Source organism: Caenimonas aquaedulcis (assembly GCF_015831345.1).
Taxonomy (GTDB): domain Bacteria; phylum Pseudomonadota; class Gammaproteobacteria; order Burkholderiales; family Burkholderiaceae_C; genus Ramlibacter; species Ramlibacter aquaedulcis.
The window spans coordinates 199,083-218,498 of sequence record NZ_JADWYS010000001.1; the positions used below are offsets into that span (position 1 = coordinate 199,083).

The following is a 19,416-nucleotide window of genomic DNA, read 5'->3' on the forward strand; positions in this document are numbered from 1 at the left end:
TCAGTGCGCGTCGAGCAGCTCGACGTCGAACTTCAGCGTCGCGTTCGGGGGGATCACGCCGCCCGCGCCGCGCGCGCCGTAGCCGAGCTGCGGCGGGATGACGAGGGTGCGCTTGCCACCGATCTTCATGCCGGCGACGCCTTCGTCCCAGCCCTTGATGACCATGCCCGCGCCGAGCGAGAAGGCGAAGGGGTCGTTGCGGTCGCGGCTGGAGTCGAACTTCGCGCCTTGCTGGCCGTCGTTGAAGAGCCAGCCGGTGTAGTGCACGTGCACGTGCTGGCCGCGCGTCGCCTCGGCGCCGCTGCCCACGGTGGTGTCTTCGTACTGGAGGCCGGAGGGGGTGGTGATCATGGATTTCCTAGGTTGCGGCGGGCCAGGTCGCGCATGAGGGCGCGGACCCCGTAGGTCCACGGCGCGATCCTGTCGCTGGTGTTGACACGATTGACGAGTGTACCCAGACGCGGCGTGGAAATGGTGACGACATCCCCGACCGCGTGCGTGAAGCCCATCCCTGGCCCGAAGCGGTCCTGCGTGGGCGCGAACATCGTGCCGAGGAAGAGCATGAAACCGTCGGGGTACTGGTGGTTGGCGCCGATGGCCTGCGAGACCAGGTCGAGCGGGTCGCGGCTGATCTTCGAGATCGAGCTCGACCCTTCCATCGTGAAGCCTTCCGGACCCATGACCTTCATCGCGAGATCGCAGCGGCGCACGTCGCCGATGCCGAACTTCGCATCGAACAGGCGTATGAAAGGCCCGATCGCGCAGCTCGCGTTGTTGTCCTTCGCCTTGCCCAGCAGCAGCGCGCTGCGGCCTTCGAAGTCCCGGAGGTTGACGTCGTTGCCGAGCGTCGCGCCCACCGTCTCGCCGCGGCTGTTCACGGCCAGCACGATCTCCGGCTCCGGGTTGTTCCACGCGCTGCCCGGATGGATGCCGATCTCGGCGCCGGTGCCGACCGCGCTCATCGGCTGCGACTTGGTGAAGATCTCGGCGTCGGGCCCGATGCCGACCTCGAGGTACTGCGACCACACGCCCTGCGCGACCAGCACCTCCTTGAGCTTCGCCGCTTCCGGCGAGCCCGGCTTCACAGCGGCGAGGTCGTCGCCGATGATCGCGACGACCGCCTTGCGCACAACTTCCGCGCGCGACGCATCGCCGCGCGCCTGCTCCTCGATCACGCGCTCGAGCATCGACGACACGAAGGTCACGCCCGCCGCCTTGATCGCCTGCAGGTCGCACGGCGCGAGAAGCCAGGGCTTCGCGGCGTCGCGCGAATCCGTCGCACTGTTGGCGAGCACGTCGGCAGTCGCGCCGATGCGGGTGCCGCGCGCACCGCGCACGGCAGCGGCCGCATCCGGCAGTTCGAGCAGGCCGGTGCAGGTCGCGGCGGCGCGCGAAATATCGAAGACGCCCTCGGGCGTCACCTGCACGAGCACCGCGCCGGTGTCTGGCACGTGCACGCGGCCGACGAGCAGCGCGTCGCCGGCATCGATGGGCAGTGCCGTCGAAGGATCGAGATGAGTGTTCATGGGATTACTTCTTCTTCGCCTGGACCGCAACCCACTTGGCCGCGAACGCAGGCAATTCGTTCAGGCGCTTGAGCAGGTCCGCGCCCATGGGGGTGACGACATAGCCGTCCGCGCCGTGCGTGAGCAGGCCGGCCTCGCGCATCTCCTTGATGCGCGTGTTCAGGGTGTTGGGAGTGATGCCGCCGACGCTATCTTGCAGGAGGCGGAAGGTTTGCGCATGGCCGTCGCGCAGTGCCCACAGCACACGGATCGCATAGCGCGACTCCAGCAGCCCCAGCAGCTGGCTGATGGCGGCGTTTTCCTTCGAACTCATGCAGCTGGCTCCTCGGCCCGTTATTGTTTTGCCTGTCGGGGCAGTGGAGTGTACGCAGGTTGCGCTATACAAACAATAGCAGCCGCATCGAAAAGTGCGCTAGAGGTATACCTTCTTGAGCAGGCGGATTAGGATCCTGCCTTCCGCCGCCGTCAGGCGGGAGGCAACTTCGGCTTCCAGTTCCGCCGCGGTGCGCTCCGCGTCGCGCATCAGCTTCTCGCCGGACGGCGTGAGGTGGATGCCCATCGCGCGGCCGTCGCGCGGGTGCGGCCGGCGCTCGATCAATTCGCGCTTCTCCAGCGCGTTGATCATGCCCACGAGGTTGGGCGGCAGGATGCCCAGCGTGGTGCACAACTGGCGCGAGGTGATGCCCGGATTGTGCGTGACGAGCGACAGCACCGAGAAATCGACCGGCCGCAGGTCGTACTGCGCCATGCGCTGCAGGAACACCTCGATCACCGCGAGCGCCGCGCGCCGGGCGTTGTAGCCGAGCAGGCTCTCGAGGTAGCTCGTGTCCACCTTCTCCACGCTGGACGCGGACTTCGGCATGGCGGCGGCGGTGCGCAGTCGCGTCATCAGGGTCCGGCCGTTGCGCCCCGCGCGGCGCCCAGGTAGGTGTCGATCACGCGCGCATCGCCCGCCAGTTCGCGCGCGGGGCCTTCGAGCCGGATCTCGCCCGTCTCGAGCACATACGCGTGGTCGGCGACCTCCAGCGCGGCGCGCGCGTTCTGCTCCACGAGCAGGATGCTCACGCCCTGCGCGCGCAGCGTCTCGATGATGCGGAAGATCTCCTTCACCACCAGCGGCGCGAGGCCCAGGCTCGGCTCGTCGAGCATCAGGAGCTTGGGCTTGGACATGAGTGCGCGGCCCACGGCAAGCATCTGCCGCTCGCCGCCGGACAAGGTGCCCGCGAGCTGCGCGCGCCGTTCCTTCAAGCGCGGGAAGAGCTCGTACACACGCTCCAGTTCGCCGCGCCAGTTCGGCATGCGCAGCTGCTTGGCGCGCCAGCCGCCGAGGATCAGGTTGTCCTCCACGGGCATGGTGCCGAAGAGCTCGCGTCGCTCGGGCACCAGCGCGAGGCCGAGCATCACGCGTTCCTCGAGGCTGAGCTCGGCGATGTCCTGCCCGTCGAAGCGGATCGCACCGCGGCTGGGCAGGAGGCCCATCAAGGCGTTGAGCGTGGTCGACTTGCCCGCGCCGTTGGGGCCGATGACGGTGACGACCTGGCCCGCATCGAGGTGGAGCGAGATGCCGGAGAGGACTTCCGCACGCCCGTAGCCGGCGTGCAGCGCTTCGACGTGGAGCAAGGGGTTCCCCATCTCAATGCTCCGTGCCGAGGTAGGCGGCGCGCACCGCAGGGCTCGCCTGGACTTCGGCCGGCGTGCCTTCCATCAGGCGCGTGCCGAACTCCATCACGACGATGCGGTCGGTGAGGCCCATGACGAATTCCATGTCGTGCTCCACGAGCAGCAGGCTCATGCCCTCGGACTTGAGCTGGCGCAGCACTTCGGCGAGCGCCTGCTTTTCCTTGTGGCGCAGGCCTGCGGCGGGCTCGTCGAGCAGCAGCAGCGACGGGTCGGTGCACAGAGCGCGCGCGATTTCCATGAGGCGCTGCGGGCCGAGCGCAAGGTTGCCCGCGAGCTCGTGCATGCGGTCGGCCATGCCGATGCGCGTGAGTTGCCGCTCCGCCTCGGCGAAGAGCTGCCGCTCCTCCGCGCGGTCCATGCGCAGCATCGCGCGCACTGCGCCGCTGCGCCCGCGCAGGTAGCCGCCGAGCGCGACGTTCTCCAGCACCGTCATGTCCGGGATCATCTTCACGTGCTGGAAAGTGCGCGAGATGCCGCGCCGCGCGATCTGGCGTGAGGGCAGGCCGGTGATCGTCTCGCCGCGGAAGCGCACCGCGCCGGAGGTGAGCGACAGCACGCCGGTGACGAGATTGAAGGTCGTTGACTTGCCCGCGCCGTTGGGCCCGATGAGGCCCACGATGTCGCCGGCGCGAATCTCGAAGCTCACGTCGTTGACGGCCACGAGCCCGCCGAATTCCTTGCGCACCGCATCGACCTGCAGCAGCGGCTCTCCATGCACCGGCTTGTCGCGGGCGGGCAGGGCGGGCGCATCCTGCCAGTCGCGCTTGCGCGTCGTCTTCGGCAGGAAGCGCCCTGCGAAAGTCCACAACCCGTCGGGCGCGTACTTCAGCACCACGACGAGCACGATGCCGAAGACGATGGTCTCGAAGTTGCCGCTCGTGCCGATGAGGCGGGGCAGCAGCACCTGCAGCTGGTCCTCCGTCAGCTTGACGACGGCTGCGCCCAGGAACGCGCCCCACACGTGCGACACGCCGCCCAGCACGGCCATGAACAGGTACTCGATGCCCTTGCCGAGCGAGAAGGGCGTGGGGTTGATGGTGCGCTGGAAGAAAGCGAAGAGCCAGCCCGAGACCGAGGCGAGCACCGCGGCGATGACGAAGATGTCGAGCTTGTAGCGGAAGGTGGAGATACCCATCGCCTCGGCCATGGTCACGCCCGACTTGATGGAGCGGATGGCGCGGCCCGCGCGCGAATCGAGCAGGCGCGTGACACCCAGCGCCGCCGCGAGCGCGATGACCCAGATCAGCACGTGCAGCCCGCGGCCGGTGCCGAGGTCGGTGCCGAAGATCTTGAGCGTCGGCACGCCGGACAGGCCGTCGTACTTGCCCAGGAAGTCCATGTTCGCCATCGTGTAGTTGAGCGCGAGGCCCCAGCAGATGGTCGCGAGCGGCAGGTAATGCCCCGACATGCGCAGCGTGATTGCGCCCAGCACCAGCGCCGCGATCACGGCAATGCCCGCGCCGAGCAGCAGCGCGACCCAGGGCGAGCCGGCCATCTTCACGGTGAGGAAGGCCGCGGTGTAAGCGCCGATGCCGACGAATGCAGCCTGGCCGAAGGACGTGAGCCCGGCCACGCCGGTGAGCAGCACCAGGCCGAGCGCGACCAGGGCGTACATGCCGATGTAGGCGCTCTGCGTAATCCAGAAATCCGGCACCGGCAGCGCCGGCAACACCAGCATGAACGCGGCAAAAAGGGGAAAGCCGAAACGGCGCAGCGCGTTCAATGCTCCTCCCCGTGGGGGTCGCGCAGCGAGCGCCACAGCAGCACCGGCAGGATCGCGGAGAACACGATCACTTCCTTGAAGGAGCTCGCCCAGAAGGAGCCGAAGCTCTCCAGCAGTCCCACGCCCAGCGCGCCCACGAGCGCGAGCGGATAGCTCGCGAGCCCGGCGAACACCGCGGCGACGAAGCCCTTGAGGCCGATCAGGAAGCCGCTGTCGTAGAACACGGTGGTGGTCGGGCCGATCAGCAGGCCCGACAGCGCGCCGATGAAGGCGGCCATGGTGAAGGCGAGCCGGCCCGCGCCGTTGGAGGAGATGCCCATGAGCCGCGCCCCGGCGCGATTGACGGCGGTGGCGCGCAGCGCCTTGCCGGTGAGCGTGCGCTCGAAGAAGAGGTACAGCATCACGATGAGCGCGACGGAAATGCCGAAGATGATGATCGTCTGGCCGGTGATCGCGAGCGCGCCGGCGGAGAAGCGTTCATCCCAGAAACTCGGGTTGCGAAAGCCCTCCGCGCCGAAGAAGAACAGGCCCAGCCCGACCAGCGCGAAGTGCACCCCGACGGAGACGATCAGCAGCACCAGCACCGACGCGTCCGCGAGTTTTTCGTACGCGAGGCGGTAGATGAGGTTGCCGAAGGGCGTCACGAGCGCGAGCGTGAGCAGGGCCTGCGCGAAGAGCGGCCAGCCGCGCGGCGCGGCCCAGATCGCGACCGCGGAGACGACCACGGGAATCGCGAGCGTGCGCAACAATTGCCTTGCCACGCGCAAAGGTGCGTGACGGTGCCGCACGCCATCGACGACGTCGGCGATGGCCGCGAGCCCGGCGAGCACCAGCAGGAACCACACGGTGCCCGGCACCTTGCCGGTCTGCAGCAGGGCGAGCGTCAGCGCCCCGAAGGCGACGAATTCGCCCTGGGGGATGAAGATGACGCGCGTGACGGCGAAGAGCAGCACCGTGGCGAGGGCCAGCAGGGCATAGATCGCGCCGTTGGTGAGGCCGTCCAGCGCGAGGATGCCCGCGATCGAGAAGTCCAAGGTGCCTGGTCCAGGATGCTTATTGGGCGACGACGAACTTGCCGTCCTTGACCTGCAGCATCACGCCCGTTTCGTTGGTGTAACCCCAGTGGTCGTCCTTGGTCCAGTTCATCACGCCATGCGAGAACACGGTGCGGCCCATCGTCTCCATCGCGTCGCGCATCGCGGAGCGGAACTCCGGCGTGCCCGGCTTGCCGGCCTTCAGCGCCACCGGCACGATTTTCTGCATCACGATCGCGAAGTCGTAGGAGTGGCCGGCGAACTGGTTGCGCGAACCCGGTCCGTTGGCCTTCTCGAAGTTGGTCACGAAATCGATCGCGGCCTTCTTGGACGGATGGCTGTCGGGCAGCTGCTCGGCGACCACGGCGGGGCCGGAGACGACGAAGGTGCCTTCGACGTCCTTGCCGCCGATGCGCACGAGGTCCGGCGTGGCGGCGGCGTGCGTCTGGTAGAGCTTGCCCTTGTAGCCGCGCTCGACGATGGCCTTCTCCGGCATCGCAGCGCCCGAGCCCGAGGCCACGATGATCATCGCGTCCGGGTTGGCGGAGGAGAGCTTGAGCGCCTGCGGCGTCACGCTGGTGTCGGTGCGCGCGAAGCGTTCCGTGGCCACGATCTTCATGCCGTTCTTCGCGGCTTCGTCGGAGGCGGCCTTGAGCCACAGCTCGCCGTAGGCGTCGGTGTATCCGATGAAGCCGATGGTCTTCACGCCCTGCTTCTTCATGTGCTCGAACATCGCGTGGGCCATCACCTCCGTGCCCTGCGGCAGGCGGAAGAGCCAGTGGTCCTGGCCGGGCGGCACGCCGACCGGCGCGCCGGAAATCTGCAGCGTCTTCGCTTCGGCGGCGACGGGCGCCATGGCGGCGGACACGGGCGTGATGCACGAGCCGAGGATCACGTCGACCTTGTCTTCCGTGACGAGGCGCTTGGTGTTGCTCACGCCCTTGCCCGGGTCGCTCGCGTCGTCCAGCATGATGAGGTTGATCTTCTGGCCGGCGATCTCCTTGGGGAAGAGCGCGAGCTGCTTCTGCATCGGGATGCCCAGGCCCGAGCCGGGTCCGGTGAGCGACAGCGACACGCCGACGTTGATGTCGGCCAGCGCGGCGCCCGCGAAGGCGAGCGTCGCGGCGGCGGCGATGAGGGTGCGTACGAGTTTCATGCTTTGTCTCCGTTGGGGTGATGGGGTGGAAGTGTGCCGCAGCTCAGCGCGGCGCCATGCGCAATGCGCCGTCCAGGCGGATCACTTCGCCGTTCAGGTGCGTGTTCGTGACGATATGGCATGCGAGCTGCGCGAACTCTTCGGGTTTGCCCAGGCGCGGCGGGAAAGGAATGGAGGCGGCGAGCGACGCCTGCACCGGCTCCGGCAGCTGCTTCATGAGCGGCGTCGCGAACAGGCCGGGCGCGACGGTGCACACCCGGATGCCGTGCTGCGCGAGGTCGCGCGCCATCGGCAGCGTCATGCCGACGAGGCCGCCCTTGGACGCGCTGTAGGCCTGCTGGCCGACCTGCCCGTCGAAGGCGGCCACCGACGCGGTGAACATCATCACGCCGCGCTCGCCGTCTTCCAGCGGCGCGAGCTTCGCGCACTCGGCCGCGAAGAGGCGGCTGGCGTTGTAGCTGCCGATCAGGTTGATGTGGACGACGCGCGCGAAGTCTTCCAGCGGGGCGGGCGAGCCATCCTTCTGCACGACGCGTTTGGCGCTGCCGATGCCGGCGATGTTCATGAGGATGCGGGCGCTGCCGTGCGCGGCCGTCGCTTTCGCGAGCGCCGCTGTGAGGCTTTCGGTGTTGGTGATGTCGCACTGGCACGCGACACCGCCGATGTCGGCCGCCACCTTCTGCGCGAGCTCGACGTTCACGTCGAGCACCGCGACCTTGGCGCCCAGCCGCGCGAGTTCGCGCGCCGTGGCTTCGCCCAATCCCGATGCGCCGCCGGTGACGAGCGCGGCCTGGCCCTGGATGTTCATGGTGTCTTTCCTTGCGGCTGGAGGGTGAAGGGCAGGGTGCCGCCGTGCAGGGCCTGGACCAGGGCGGCGCGATGCGCGAGCACCGCGCGCTGGTTGATGGAGCCCTTGTCGGTGACTTCGCCCTTGTCGATGGAGGGCGGCTCGTGCATCAGGTGCAGGCGGGCGACGCGGCTCGCGCTGCCCGTGGCGGTCGCCGCGAGCTGGTCCAGCACCTTCTGGAAGTGCGCCTGCACCGGCGCGCTCTCCAGCACGTCCTTCAGCGGGGCGTCGCCCGGCAGGCCCGCGAGCTTGCGCACCGCGGGGGTCGGGAAGACCAGCGCGCCGACCTCGTTCAGGTTGATGCCCGTGATCACCGCGTCCTGCACGTAGGGCGCGCCGGCGGCGATGATCTTCGCGCGCAGCGGCCCGACGCTCACGAAAGTGCCGGTCGCGAGCTTGAAGTCCTCCGCGATGCGGCCGTCGAACTTCAGTCCCTGGTGCACGTCGCCGTCGTCGATCCACAGGACGGCGTCGCCGGTGCAGAAGAAGCCCTCCTCGTCGAAGCACTCCTTCGTCGCTTCCTCGTTGCGCCAGTAGCCGGGCGTGATGTTCGGGCCCTTATAGCGCACCTCGGTCTTGCCCTGCGCGGGGACGAGCTTCAACTCGAGCCCCGGCGTGGGCACGCCGAGGTAGCCGGCCTTCACGTTCGGGTTGGTGATGAAGATCGCGAAGGGCGAGGACTCCGTCATGCCCAGGCCCGTGCCCATCACGATGCGCTCGCCGATCTCGCGCTCCTGTGCTTCATGCAGGGCGTCCCATACGGGCTGGGCCAGCGCGGCACCCGCGTAGAAGAACATCTTCACGCGCGAGAGCAAGTTGCGCCGCAGCGCGTCGTCCGTCTTCATCGCGTTGGCGATGGCTTCGAAACCCGTCGGCACGTTGAAGTAGACCGTGGGGGCGATCTCGCGCAGGTTGCGCAGGGTCTCGCCGATCAGCGCGGGGACGGGCTTGCCGTCGTCGATGTACAGCGTGCCGCCGTTGTAGATGACGAGCCCGACGTTGTGGTTGCCGCCGAAGGTGTGGTTCCACGGGAGCCAGTCCACCAGCACCGGCGGCTCCTCGGCCAGCACCGGCATGGACTCGCGCATCTGCTGCTGGTTGGCGCACCACATGCCGTGCGTGTTGACCACGGCCTTGGGCAGTTTGGTCGAGCCGGAGGTGAAGAGGAATTTGGTGATGGTGTGCGGGCCCGTGCGCTCCATCGCGGCATCGACGGCCGGCGTGGGCGCCGTGGCGAGCAGGTCGGCGAATGGCGTGGTGTCCCGGCCGGGCATCGCGCCCGAGCCCAGCACGACTTCGACGTCGCTTCCCACGGTGGCCGCGATCGCCTTGCCGTAGCGGTTCGCGTCCGCAGCGTAGACGAGGCCGGGCGTGAGCGTCTTCAGCACGTGCCGCAGCTTGTCGTAATCCTGGCTCACGGTGGAATAGGCGGGCGAGACCGGGCAGTGGGGAATGCCGGCGTACACGCAACCGAGGGCCAGCAGCGCGTGCTCCAGGTCGTTCTCGCTGAGGATCGCGACCGGCCGCTCGGCGTCCAGGCCGCGATCGAGCAGGGCCTGCCCGATGCTGCGCGCACTCGCCAGCGCTTCGCGGTAGGTGATTTCGCGCCATGCGCCCGGCGTGCCGTCGGGGTTCTTGACGCGGCGCGCCATGAAGACCCGGTCGGGCGCGGTCTGCGCCCAGTGCACGAGCCGGTCCGTCATGCGGCGGGCATGTTCGCCCAGGCCCTGTTCGGCGCGCATGTAGCGCACGCCGCCCGCGCCCTCGCGCAGCGACACGCGCGTGACGCCGAACTTCATCGGTCGGTACTTCGGCGCGGCCGTGCTCATGTCACTCTTTCGACACCTTCTTGGCGCGGCCCTCGAGGAAGGCGCGCACGCGGTCTTTCGCTTCCGGCGCGCTCTGGGCGATGGCGGCCATCAGCGCTTCGGTGAGGAAGCCCTGGTCGGCCGGCTGTTCCGCGATGCGCGGCAGCGCGTGCATGAGGGCGTAGTTGGTGAGCGGCGCGTTCTGCGCGACGCGCTTCGCGAGCTCGACGGCCTTCTCGAACGCCTGGCCCTTCGGCACGAGGTACTGCGCGAAGCCGATGCGCTCGCCGTCCTGGGCGTTGTAGACGCGGCCGGTGAGCATCATGTCCGTCATGCGCGCGGCGCCGATGAGGCGGGGGATGCGCACCGCGCCGCCGCCGCCCACGAAAATGCCGCGCGAGCCTTCGGGCAGGGCGTAAAAAGTGGTTTCGTCCGCGACACGGATGTGGCAGGCGCTGGCCAGTTCCAGCCCGCCGCCCACGACGGCGCCGTGCAGCGCGGCAATGACGGGAACGGGTCCGTATTGCACCTCTTCCAAAGCGGCGTGCCACATGCGAGAGTGGTGCAGGCCCTGGCCGGCGTCGCGCTCCTTCAGCTCGGACAGGTCCAGCCCGGAGCAGAAGTGCTCGCCCTCGCCGTCGAGCACGGCGGCGCGCACCGTGTCCGGCAGGGATTCGAAGGCGTTGCGCACGGCCACGATCAGGCCGTCGGAGAGCGCGTTGCGCTTGGCGGGCCGGGTGAGGCGGACGATGGCGATCTCGTCCTGGATCTCGATGTGAAGGTCTTTGTCGCTCATGAGGTTTGCCAAGTGGGTCGATTATTGTTATAAATAATAACCAATTCAAGCCGCATAGCCTAGGGCTTTCCCTAGGTGGGCCGCCCCCGCAGGAGACACCATGGACTACGAAAACCTCATCGCGATCGACGTGCACACGCACGCCGAAGTCAGCTGCTGGAACCCCTTCGACAACTACGGCGAGGAATACGACCGCGCCGCCGACAAGTACTTCCGCAACAGCCGCCGCCCGACCATCGCGGAGACCATCGAGTATTACCGCAAGATCAAGGTCGGCCTCGTCATGTTCACGGTCGACAGCGAATCGCAGCTGGGCCGGCGCCGCATCCCCAACGAGGAGATCGCGCAGGCCGCGAAAGAGAACAGCGACATGATGATGTGCTTCGCCTCCATCGACCCGCACAAGGGAAGGATGGGCGCGCGCGAAGCCGAACGCCTCATCAAGGAGCACGGGGTGAAGGGCTTCAAGTTCCACCCGACCGTCCAGGGCTACCACCCGTACGACAGGATGGCCTGGCCGATCTACGAGGTGATCAATGCGTACAAGATGCCCACCATCTTCCACACCGGCCACAGCGGCATCGGCTCGGGGATGCGCTGCGGCGGCGGGCTCAAGCTGGAATACAGCAATCCCATGCACCTGGACGACGTTGCCATCGACTTCCCCGACATGCAGATCGTGATGGCGCACCCGAGCTTCCCGTGGCAGGACGAAGCGCTGTCCGTCGCGACGCACAAGCCCAACGTATGGATCGATCTTTCCGGCTGGAGCCCGAAATACTTCCCGAAGCAGCTCGTCCAGTACGCGAACACGCTGCTGAAGGACCGCGTCCTCTTCGGCAGCGACTACCCGCTCATCACCCCGGAGCGCTGGATGAAGGACTTCGAGGACGCGGGCTTCAAGCCCGAGGTGATGCCCGGCATCCTCAAGGGCAACGCGATGCGCCTGCTGGGGCTGGGGGCCTGACTTGGCCGCGCCGTTCCGCTCGCTGGCGGATGTCGAGGCGCTCGAGCGCGAGCGCTACGAATCGGCCATTCCGGCGCGCACCACCTACGGATTGATCGCACGCGCCGCAGCCCTGCACGGCGCGCGCAGCGCATTCGTGTACCTGCCCAACGGCGCGCTCGGGACGGCGCCCCGGCGCGTGACGTATTCGGAATTGCTGGCGCAGGTTCACCGCGCCGCCAACCTGTTCCACTCGATGGGCCTGGGCCCCGAAGATGCGGTGGCGATCCTCGCGCCCAACATCCCCGAAACGCACTACGCGCTCTGGGGCGCGCAGTTGGCGGCGCGCGCCTGCCCCATCAACTACCTGCTGCAACCCGCGCACATTGCGTCGCTGCTGAAGGCCGCGAACGCGCGGGTGATCGTCGCGCTGGGGCCGAACGACGAGCTCGACCTGCAGCCGATGCTGCGCGAGGTGCTGGCGCTGCATCCGCTGCCCGTGCTGCAGATTCGCGCGGGCGGCGCGATGCCGCTGTCGACGGTCCCCTTCCAGGATGCGCTCGCGGCGCAGGAGGACGCGCTGGAATTCGATCCGCAACTCGGCCCGGGCCGTGTCGCCGCCTGCTTCCACACCGGCGGCACCACGGGCGCCCCCAAGCTCGCGCTGCACACGCACGGCAACGAGGCGCACACGAGCTGGTTCGCGCACCGCTACTACGGCTTCGACGAACACACGGTGGAGATCAACGGCTTTCCGCTCTTCCACGTCGCCGGCGCCTTCGTCTACGGCCTGGCGCTGCTGGCCATCGGTGCCACGCAGGTGCTGCCGACGTTGACGGGCATGCGCAACGCGCAATTCGCGAGCGGGTACTGGAAGTTCTGCGAACGCGAGGGCGTCACGGCGCTGGCCTGCGTGCCGACGATCCTCGCCACGCTGGCCAACCTGCCGGTCGACGCGGACATCTCGCGCATCCGCGTGGCGTACACGGGCGGGTCGCCCTTGCCCCCGGAGCTCGCGGCGCAGTTCGAACGCAAGACGGGCATCGCCGTGCGCAACATCCTGGGCATGACGGAGTGCGCCGGTCTTGTGTCGATCGAGCCCTTCGCTGCTCCGCGCGTTCCCGGCTCCGCGGGCCTGCGCCTGCCGTTCACCGAAGTGCGTGCCTTCGCGTCGCGCGATGGCCGGACGCTGCTGGACGAACCCTGCGCCGCCGGCGACACCGGCGTGATCGCACTGCGCGGCCCGCACGTGAGCCCCGGCTACAGCGACCCCGCGCGCAATGCCGGCATGTTCGAGGCTGGCTGGCTCGTGAGCGGCGACCTGGGGCATATCGACGCGCAGGGCTGCATCCACGTCACGGGCCGCGCGAAGGACGTGATCATCCGCGGCTCGCACAACATCGACCCGTCGCTGGTGGAAGAGGCCTTCCTCGCGCATCCCGCCGTGGCGCTGTGCGCGGTCGTGGGCGAGCCGGATGCGTACGCGGGCGAATTGCCGGTCGCCTTCGTCACGCTCAGGCCGGGCGCGCAGGCGACGGCCGGGGAGATCCTCGCCGCGGTCGCGCCGCAGGTGTACGAGCGGCCCGCGACCCCCAAGCGCGTGACCGTGATCGAGGCGATGCCCGTGACGGCCATCGGCAAGATCTACAAGCCCGCCCTGCGCATGCGCGCGGTCGAGGCGAAGCTGGGCGAGGTGCTGGCCGCCGCGTGCCCGGAGGCGGCCGTGACGGTGTCCGCGCAGGAACGCGGCTCGGGCGTTGCCGCCGTGGCGCGCATCGCCTGCCGGCACGACGACGCACTGCACTCGCGCCTGCGCGATGCGCTTGCCGCCATCGCCGTCCCGGTGGAATTCGTCTTCGACGCCTGAACGCTACTTCGCCTCGCGCTCCATCAGCAGGTAGGTGTTGAACGCGTTCATGCGGTTGGCCGCGCGAAAGAGCGGCAGGTGTTCGAAGCGCGACCAGTCCGCCTTCGCATACGCCTCCTCGAAGGGGTCGAGGTTGCGCGCGGCGAGCGCCATGGTCTCGCGCAGGTAGGTGAGGTAGTCGCGCGTGAGCACGATGTCCTCGCGCGCGGACGTCGACACGGGGCCGTGCCCCGGCACGACGACGGCGGCATCGAAGGCGAGCACCGTGTTCAGCGCGGCGATCCAGCTGCGGCTGTCCGCCTGGCCGACGTAGGGAATGCGCCCGCGAAACACGATGTCCCCCGCGAAGAGCACCTTCTCGGACGGCAGGAAGACGACGAGGTCTTCCGGCGTGTGCGCCGGGCCGACAGGACGCAGCAGCAGCTTCACGCCGCCGATCTCCAGGTCGCGCGGCCCGGCGATCCATTCGTCGGCGGGCACGAGCCGCGTGTTCGCGTCGATCCACGGCGCGAGATCCGTGCGCGAGGCGGCGAGGCGGGATTGCGCGGTGTCGGAGTTGAGGTATTCGCGCCCGGCCTGGTGCGCGATGATCTTCGCGCCCGCGCGCTGGAATTCCTGCAGGCCGTAGATGTGGTCCGCGTGGTAGTGCGTGAGGACGACGTGCGTGACGGGCTTGCCGGTGAGGCGAAGGACCTGCGCGATCAGCTCCCGGGCGAGGGCCGGCGAGCCGAGCGCATCGATCACGACGACGCCGGCGGGCGTCACGACGAAGCCGGCGTTGGAGACGAAATTGCCGTTGGCCGTGCTGCCCAGCGCCGACTCGCCCTGCACGTACCAGGCCGAAGCGGAGACCTGGCGGGGAATCACGTTCACCGCCGCCGGGAGCGCGCCGCCGGTGGTCGCGATGCAGGCCAGCCACAGGCCCAGCAGGTACTTAAGCACGGGCGTCGTCGGTTTCCATGGCGATCTGCGTGCACACCGCGCGGCAGAGCGTGACGACCCGATCGTTGATGATGCGGTAGTAGATCTGCACGCCGTCGCGCCGCTTGCCGAGCACGCCGGCCTGGTAGAGCGTGTTGAGGTGCTGCGACATGTTGGGCTGCGTGGTGTCGATCTCCCCCAGCAGCTCGCTCACATTCTTCTCGCCGTTGCACAGGCTGGAGATGATCTTCAGGCGCATCGGCGCCGACATGACGCGAAAGACCTCGGCCGCGAGCTCGAAGACCTCGTCGGTCTCGACGGGCGCCTTGGGCACGGCTGCGGAGCGCTTGGGCATCGCGTCAGGGCTTGATGTAGGCGTAGTGCTCGCGCACCTGCAGCTGCCCGATGCGCACCACGCCGGACGGCGTGAAGTCGGCGTCCATGATGAACTTGTCCTTGGCGATGTTGCGGTTGCGCAGGGTGATCTCGCACACCTCGAAGCGGACGCCGCGCGCCTTGAGCGCGCTCACGAGCGAGGCGTAGTCGATGTTGGGGTTCTTCGCGTCCTTCGCGCCTTCCATGAGGAAGTCGATGCCTTCCGCATGCGTGACGACGATGATCTTCGTGTCCGGCGCGACGTCCAGGTGGTTGCGCACGTTGCGCAGCCCCTTGGTGGCCTGCGCCTCGGAGTTGTCGATGTGGTAGACGACCTTGTCCTGGGCCAAGGCGGGTCCCGCGAGGAGGAAGGCCGCTGCGAGGAGGGCGAAGAATCGGGCAAATGCTTTCATGGATGTCTCCGTGCTGCGCTATTTATCAGTCAGCGCAAATATAAGGGAATATGGGGGGATTGGCACGGAAATACCTCCGCCCGCCACCAAATCAGGAGGCTCGCTCGAGCCGCCACCCCTGATACCTCACCCCCAGCACAGCGCCAGCAATCATCGCGGCGACCGCCACGAAGCTCGTGAGGCTGAGCGTCGAGATACCCGAAACACCTTGCCCGATGCTGCACCCCATCGCCGTCACGCCGCCCACGCCCATCAGCACCGCGCCCGCGAGGTGGTGCGCCAGGTCGTCCGGGCCGCCGAAGCCTTCCCAGCGGAAGCTGCGTTGGGTGATGGCCATCGCCGCGGAGCCCGCGATCACGCCCAGCACGGTCACGATGCCGACGGACACGAACTTGTTCCTGTCGCTGAAGAACATCAGCCAGTCCAGCGTGTACGCCACCGGCGAGACGAAGCTCAGGGCCTCGGCGCGGGTGGAGTTGGTGGCGAGGAAAGTTTCCTGCAGCGTTTCCGGATGCTCCGCGACGAAGCCCAGGTGGCCGCTGACCCACCACATCGCCAGCACCGAGGCGCCGACGCCGGCGCCTGCGAGCACATTCGGGAACTGCCGCGATTCCCGCGCGCTCAGCGCCCACGCGATCAGCCCCGCGCCGATCGCCACGCCCAGGACCAGCGACGCGGAAGCGACGTCGATGGACACCGCCCGGGCGGCGATCGCGCCCAGGCTTGCCTGCACGTCGAAGTCCACGCCGACCCGGTCCACCGTCCGCGTGCGCAGTACGGCGGTGATGCCCTTGAGCGTGGCGAAGGCCGCGACGCCCAGCACCACGAGCACCACCAGGGACTTGAGGTTGCCCGCGCCGACCCGCACGAGCGCCTTGCTCGCGCAGCCCGAGGCCAGCACCATGCCGAAGCCGAAGATCGCGCCGCCCACGAGGGCCGACAACCAGATCCAACGCGTGGAGGCGTACAGCGTTTTCGACGGGTCGATCGCGCCGGCCCAGGCCAGGAAGGCGAAGCCGACCGTCGCGACGCCCGCCGCGAGGGCCCATTGCCGCATCCGCGTCCAGTCGCCCATCGTCACGACATCGGCCACCGCGCCCATGGTGCAAAAACCGGTCCGCTGCACCAGCGCGCCGAACGCAAGTGCAACAAAAAATGCGGCCCACAGCACTTGATGGGTCAGCGAAGCGAGCTCTGCAATCGTCATCGGGCGATTCTATGGGCCACGGTCGCGCTTGCGTCCTACAGCCCTTCCATGAGGGCGGCGGCGATGATCCCCGCGTGAGTTCGAATCGATTTCTCGCGGCCGCTTCGCGCGGCGCATCCCGTGCGTGGGCCGGCGTCCGGCGCCATCCGTTCTGGACGGCGTTCGGCCTGCTGTCGATCGCGCCGGTCGCCGCCGTCGTCTACGTGATGGCGATGATCCCGCTCACCCCCGGCATCGAGGACATCCGCAAGGCGAAGACCGCGCAGCCGTCCGTGGTGCTGTCCGCGGACGGGCAGGTGCTCGCCACGTTCAAGCGCGCGAATCGCGAGCGCGTGAAGCTCTCCGAGGTGTCCCCGCATGTCCTCACCGCGCTCATCGCCACCGAGGACAGGCGCTTTTTCGACCACCATGGCTTCGACGTGCGGCGCACGCTCGGCGCCGCTGTGCGCACCTTCCGCGGCGACCTGCAGGGCGGCTCGACCATCACGCAGCAGCTCGCGCGCAACCTCTACCCCGACGACATCGGCCGCGCGCCGACGCTCTCGCGCAAGGTGAAGGAGGCGATCACCGCGATCAAGATCGAGTCGGTCTACAGCAAGAACGAGATCCTCGAGTCCTACCTCAACACGGTGCCCTTCCTCTACAACGCCTACGGCATCGAGATGGCCGCGCGCACCTATTTCGACAAGACGGCGGGCGAGCTCGACGAGCTGGAGAGCGCCACGCTCATCGGCATGCTCAAGGGCACGAGCTACTACAACCCGGTGCTCAACCCCGAGCGCGCCACGCTGCGCCGCAACACCGTTCTGGGGCAGATGGTGAAGGCCGGCAAGCTCGACGCCGCCAAGTACGCCGCGCTCCGGGCGAGGCCGCTCGCGCTGAACTTCGAGCGCCAGAACGAAGACCTCGGGCCCGCGCCGCACGTGGCGCAACAGCTGCGCTCCTGGCTGATCGAGTGGGCCGACCGCAAGGGCTACAACGTCTACGCGGACGGCCTCGTCGTGCGCACCACGCTCGACTCGAAGATGCAGGCGATGGCCGCCGACGCGGTCGAGCGGCAGGGCGACAAGCTGCAGGCGCAGGCCGACGGCGCGTGGAAGCGCGGCGGCTGGAAGGCGCACAAGGCCATCGCCGAGGCGTTCGTCCGCGAGACGGCGCAGTACCAGGCCGAACGCGGTGTCGGGAGCGACGACGCGGCCGCGCTGAAGAAGCTGGAAGCCGATCCGGAACTGATGCAGGCCCTGTGGGACGAAAAGACGCGGCTGCAAAGCGGCTTCCTCGCGATGGACCCCACCAACGGCCATGTGAAAGCCTGGGTCGGCAGCCGCGGCTTCGAGCAGGACAAGTTCGACCACGTGCAGCAGGCGCGCCGCCAGCCGGGCTCGACCTTCAAGCCCTTCGTCTACGGCGCGGCCTTCGAGCAGGGCATCAGCCCCGACGAGACCTTCGTCGACGCGATGCCGGAGATCCGCATCGACGACAAGACGGTGTGGCGGCCGGGCGACGTCGAGGCCTCCAGCGGCCAGCCCATGTCGCTGCGCGACGGCCTCGCCAAATCCAAGAATTCGATCACCAGCCAGCTGATGCAGCGCATCGGACCGGACCGCGTGGCGAAGCTCGCCTACGACATGGGCGTGCGCCAGAGCAAACTCGATCCGGTGCCGTCGCTGGCGCTGGGCACGAGCCCCGTGACGCTCAAGGAGATGGTCACGGCCTTCTGCAGCATCGCCAACGGCGGAAACTACATCGAGCCGGTGCTCGTGACGCGCGTGGAAGACCGCGAGGGCCGCGCGCTCGAGGAATTCGCCGCGAAGCTGCCGCAGCGCGCGATGCAGGAAGCCGGCGCGCAGGTGCTGCTGGACGTGATGCGCGGCGTCGTGGACGGCGGCACGGGCTCCGGCGTGCGCGGCCGCTTCGGCTTGCGCGGCGACCTCGCGGGCAAGACGGGCACCACCCAATCGAACACCGACGGCTGGTTCATCCTGATGCATCCGCAGCTGGTGGGTGGCGCGTGGGTCGGCTTCAACGACAACCGCGTCACGATGACCGGCGATGCCTGGGGGCAGGGCGCGCACAACGCACTGCTCGTGGTCGGCGATTTCTTCCAGCAGGCGACGAAGGCGAAGCTCGTGGATGCTAAGGCGAAGTTCGCCGCGCCGCACGTGCCGCCGGCGCCGCCCGTCGCACCCGTGGCGCCCGAGCCGCAGGCGGAACAGCCCGCGTCCGGCAACGAGTGGTGGAACAGCGTGTTCTCGCCGTCGCCCCCGCGCGATTCGCCGCCGCCACCCGCGGTCGCGGTTCGTCCGCAACCCATCGAGCCGCCGCCGCGTGCGGCCGCGGTCATCATCCAGCAGTACCCGCCGCAGCAGCCGCAACCGCAATACCAGCCGCAATACCAGCCGCAATACCAGCCGCCGTATCAGCCGCAGCCGCAGTACTCGAACAGCGCGCCGCAGTACACCATCATCCCTCCGCGTCCCACCGCGCCGGTGGAGTCCCCGGTGTGGGTCGAGCCGCGCGCACCCGTGGTGGTGGCGCCGGTGTATCCGGGGGAAGGCAGGCCGTCTTCGTGGCCTGCGCAGTGATCTCGACGCGCGGTTGAGGCTTCATCGCGCGCTGGGTCGCGTCAGGCGGTGCCCGGTGGGGGCTCATACTGCGGCGGTTTTGCTTCGCAAAACTTCCCCGGGATTTGCGGGCTGGGGGCGGGGCCGCAAAAACTCGCTTCGCTGCGCTCTCGCTCAAACACTTGCGGCCAGTCAGTTCACGAAGCGCGCAAGCGCGCCCGCCCCCAGCCCGCAAATCCCAGGCGCCGCAGAAATCGCCCCCACCGGGCACCGCCTGACGCGACCCGGAGAGTGGCACCCGGGAGTTCAAAGCATTCAGGCACGCCACGGCTCGGGTCGTGGCAGGCGGTGGGCGGCAGGGGCGATTTCTGTGGCGAGCTGTTTTCGCCGGTGCGGCGACGGGCGCGCTTGCGCGCTTCGTGAACTGACTCACCGCAAGTGTTTGAGCGGAGCGCCAGCGCAGCGAGGGTTGCGGTGCCGTCGTCGCACCGGCGAAAACAGCGGTGTTTTTGCGAAGCAAAAACCGCCGCAGCATGAGCCCCTGGCGCCTACC

General features: G+C 68.5%; 18 protein-coding genes. 3 read left to right on the forward strand and 15 right to left on the reverse strand.

The features are described 5' to 3' along the window. From I5803_RS00880 to I5803_RS00930, 11 genes are all read right to left on the reverse strand, one after another. Window positions 1-351: an FKBP-type peptidyl-prolyl cis-trans isomerase gene (locus I5803_RS00880; RefSeq protein WP_196984542.1), complete on the reverse strand. Its 351-nt coding sequence runs from the start codon at window positions 349-351 to the stop codon at window positions 1-3. Beyond that, on the reverse strand, window positions 348-1,526 hold the full coding sequence (locus I5803_RS00885) for a fumarylacetoacetate hydrolase family protein (RefSeq protein ID WP_196984543.1): 1,179 nt from the start codon (window positions 1,524-1,526) through the stop codon (window positions 348-350). The genes I5803_RS00880 and I5803_RS00885 overlap by 4 nt, the downstream gene beginning before the upstream one ends. 4 nt (window positions 1,527-1,530) lie before the next feature. Further along, a complete protein-coding gene (locus I5803_RS00890) occupies window positions 1,531-1,839 on the reverse strand; it encodes a winged helix-turn-helix transcriptional regulator (RefSeq protein WP_196984544.1) in 309 nt (102 codons plus the stop codon). A 99-nt stretch (window positions 1,840-1,938) separates the two neighbouring features. Continuing rightward, the gene (locus I5803_RS00895; RefSeq protein WP_231402314.1) at window positions 1,939-2,415 is read right to left on the reverse strand and encodes a MarR family winged helix-turn-helix transcriptional regulator; all 477 of its coding nucleotides are present in this window, start codon (window positions 2,413-2,415) and stop codon (window positions 1,939-1,941) included. After that, window positions 2,415-3,158 carry an ABC transporter ATP-binding protein gene (locus I5803_RS00900; RefSeq protein ID WP_196984545.1) on the reverse strand — a complete coding sequence of 248 codons (744 nt, stop codon included), beginning with the start codon at window positions 3,156-3,158 and terminating at the stop codon, window positions 2,415-2,417. Before I5803_RS00900 ends, I5803_RS00895 begins: the two co-directional genes overlap by 1 nt. 1 nt (window position 3,159) lies before the next feature. Then, window positions 3,160-4,884 (reverse strand): branched-chain amino acid ABC transporter ATP-binding protein/permease, encoded by a 1,725-nt coding sequence (locus I5803_RS00905; RefSeq protein WP_196988418.1) that lies wholly within the window; start codon window positions 4,882-4,884, stop codon window positions 3,160-3,162. A gap of 41 nt (window positions 4,885-4,925) precedes the next feature. Beyond that, a complete protein-coding gene (locus I5803_RS00910; RefSeq protein WP_196984546.1) occupies window positions 4,926-5,963 on the reverse strand; it encodes a branched-chain amino acid ABC transporter permease in 1,038 nt (345 codons plus the stop codon). A 19-nt stretch (window positions 5,964-5,982) separates the two neighbouring features. Beyond that, the gene (locus I5803_RS00915; RefSeq protein ID WP_196984547.1) at window positions 5,983-7,119 is read right to left on the reverse strand and encodes an ABC transporter substrate-binding protein; all 1,137 of its coding nucleotides are present in this window, start codon (window positions 7,117-7,119) and stop codon (window positions 5,983-5,985) included. Window positions 7,120-7,162: 43 nt separating this feature from the next. Then, window positions 7,163-7,927 carry an SDR family NAD(P)-dependent oxidoreductase gene (locus tag I5803_RS00920; protein WP_196984548.1) on the reverse strand — a complete coding sequence of 255 codons (765 nt, stop codon included), beginning with the start codon at window positions 7,925-7,927 and terminating at the stop codon, window positions 7,163-7,165. After that, a complete protein-coding gene (locus tag I5803_RS00925) occupies window positions 7,924-9,795 on the reverse strand; it encodes a feruloyl-CoA synthase (protein WP_196984549.1) in 1,872 nt (623 codons plus the stop codon). The genes I5803_RS00920 and I5803_RS00925 overlap by 4 nt, the downstream gene beginning before the upstream one ends. Window position 9,796: 1 nt before the next feature. Continuing rightward, a complete protein-coding gene (locus I5803_RS00930; protein ID WP_196984550.1) occupies window positions 9,797-10,570 on the reverse strand; it encodes a crotonase/enoyl-CoA hydratase family protein in 774 nt (257 codons plus the stop codon). Window positions 10,571-10,670: 100 nt separating this feature from the next. Between I5803_RS00930 and I5803_RS00935 the strand changes: the two genes are divergently transcribed. Both I5803_RS00935 and I5803_RS00940 read left to right on the forward strand, forming a co-directional pair. Continuing rightward, window positions 10,671-11,537 carry an amidohydrolase family protein gene (locus I5803_RS00935; RefSeq protein ID WP_196984551.1) on the forward strand — a complete coding sequence of 289 codons (867 nt, stop codon included), beginning with the start codon at window positions 10,671-10,673 and terminating at the stop codon, window positions 11,535-11,537. Between the two features lies 1 nt (window position 11,538). After that, window positions 11,539-13,383: an AMP-binding protein gene (locus I5803_RS00940; RefSeq protein WP_196984552.1), complete on the forward strand. Its 1,845-nt coding sequence runs from the start codon at window positions 11,539-11,541 to the stop codon at window positions 13,381-13,383. A 3-nt stretch (window positions 13,384-13,386) separates the two neighbouring features. Here the strand turns inward: I5803_RS00940 and I5803_RS00945 are convergent, their stop codons facing one another. The 4 genes from I5803_RS00945 to I5803_RS00960 all read right to left on the reverse strand — a co-directional run bounded on the left by I5803_RS00945 (window position 13,387) and on the right by I5803_RS00960 (window position 16,299). After that, window positions 13,387-14,250, reverse strand: coding sequence for an MBL fold metallo-hydrolase (locus tag I5803_RS00945; protein WP_196988419.1), 864 nt, complete (start codon window positions 14,248-14,250; stop codon window positions 13,387-13,389). Between the two features lie 67 nt (window positions 14,251-14,317). Beyond that, the gene (locus I5803_RS00950) at window positions 14,318-14,659 is read right to left on the reverse strand and encodes an ArsR/SmtB family transcription factor (RefSeq protein ID WP_196984553.1); all 342 of its coding nucleotides are present in this window, start codon (window positions 14,657-14,659) and stop codon (window positions 14,318-14,320) included. A 4-nt stretch (window positions 14,660-14,663) separates the two neighbouring features. Beyond that, entirely contained in the window at window positions 14,664-15,092 is a 429-nt protein-coding gene (locus I5803_RS00955) for a DsrE family protein (RefSeq protein ID WP_196984554.1), read from the reverse strand. A gap of 91 nt (window positions 15,093-15,183) precedes the next feature. After that, window positions 15,184-16,299, reverse strand: a complete 1,116-nt coding sequence (locus I5803_RS00960) for a YeeE/YedE family protein (RefSeq protein WP_196984555.1) — start codon at window positions 16,297-16,299, stop codon at window positions 15,184-15,186. A gap of 74 nt (window positions 16,300-16,373) precedes the next feature. Here I5803_RS00960 and I5803_RS00965 point away from each other — a divergent pair, with 74 nt between their 5' ends. After that, window positions 16,374-18,884: a penicillin-binding protein 1A gene (locus tag I5803_RS00965; protein ID WP_435520834.1), complete on the forward strand. Its 2,511-nt coding sequence runs from the start codon at window positions 16,374-16,376 to the stop codon at window positions 18,882-18,884. Window positions 18,885-19,416 lie beyond the last annotated feature (532 nt).

Coding starts and splice junctions, on each gene's coding strand:
- I5803_RS00880 (WP_196984542.1), bottom strand. CDS start 351: ATGATCACCACCCCCTCCGGCCTCCAGTACGAAGACACCACCGTGGGC.
- I5803_RS00885 (WP_196984543.1), bottom strand. CDS start 1,526: ATGAACACTCATCTCGATCCTTCGACGGCACTGCCCATCGATGCCGGC.
- I5803_RS00890 (WP_196984544.1), bottom strand. CDS start 1,839: ATGAGTTCGAAGGAAAACGCCGCCATCAGCCAGCTGCTGGGGCTGCTG.
- I5803_RS00895 (WP_231402314.1), bottom strand. CDS start 2,415: ATGACGCGACTGCGCACCGCCGCCGCCATGCCGAAGTCCGCGTCCAGC.
- I5803_RS00900 (WP_196984545.1), bottom strand. CDS start 3,158: ATGGGGAACCCCTTGCTCCACGTCGAAGCGCTGCACGCCGGCTACGGG.
- I5803_RS00905 (WP_196988418.1), bottom strand. CDS start 4,884: ATGCTGGTGTTGCCGGCGCTGCCGGTGCCGGATTTCTGGATTACGCAG.
- I5803_RS00915 (WP_196984547.1), bottom strand. CDS start 7,119: ATGAAACTCGTACGCACCCTCATCGCCGCCGCCGCGACGCTCGCCTTC.
- I5803_RS00920 (WP_196984548.1), bottom strand. CDS start 7,927: ATGAACATCCAGGGCCAGGCCGCGCTCGTCACCGGCGGCGCATCGGGA.
- I5803_RS00925 (WP_196984549.1), bottom strand. CDS start 9,795: ATGAGCACGGCCGCGCCGAAGTACCGACCGATGAAGTTCGGCGTCACG.
- I5803_RS00930 (WP_196984550.1), bottom strand. CDS start 10,570: ATGAGCGACAAAGACCTTCACATCGAGATCCAGGACGAGATCGCCATC.
- I5803_RS00935 (WP_196984551.1), top strand. CDS start 10,671: ATGGACTACGAAAACCTCATCGCGATCGACGTGCACACGCACGCCGAA.
- I5803_RS00950 (WP_196984553.1), bottom strand. CDS start 14,659: ATGCCCAAGCGCTCCGCAGCCGTGCCCAAGGCGCCCGTCGAGACCGAC.
- I5803_RS00955 (WP_196984554.1), bottom strand. CDS start 15,092: ATGAAAGCATTTGCCCGATTCTTCGCCCTCCTCGCAGCGGCCTTCCTC.
- I5803_RS00960 (WP_196984555.1), bottom strand. CDS start 16,299: ATGACGATTGCAGAGCTCGCTTCGCTGACCCATCAAGTGCTGTGGGCC.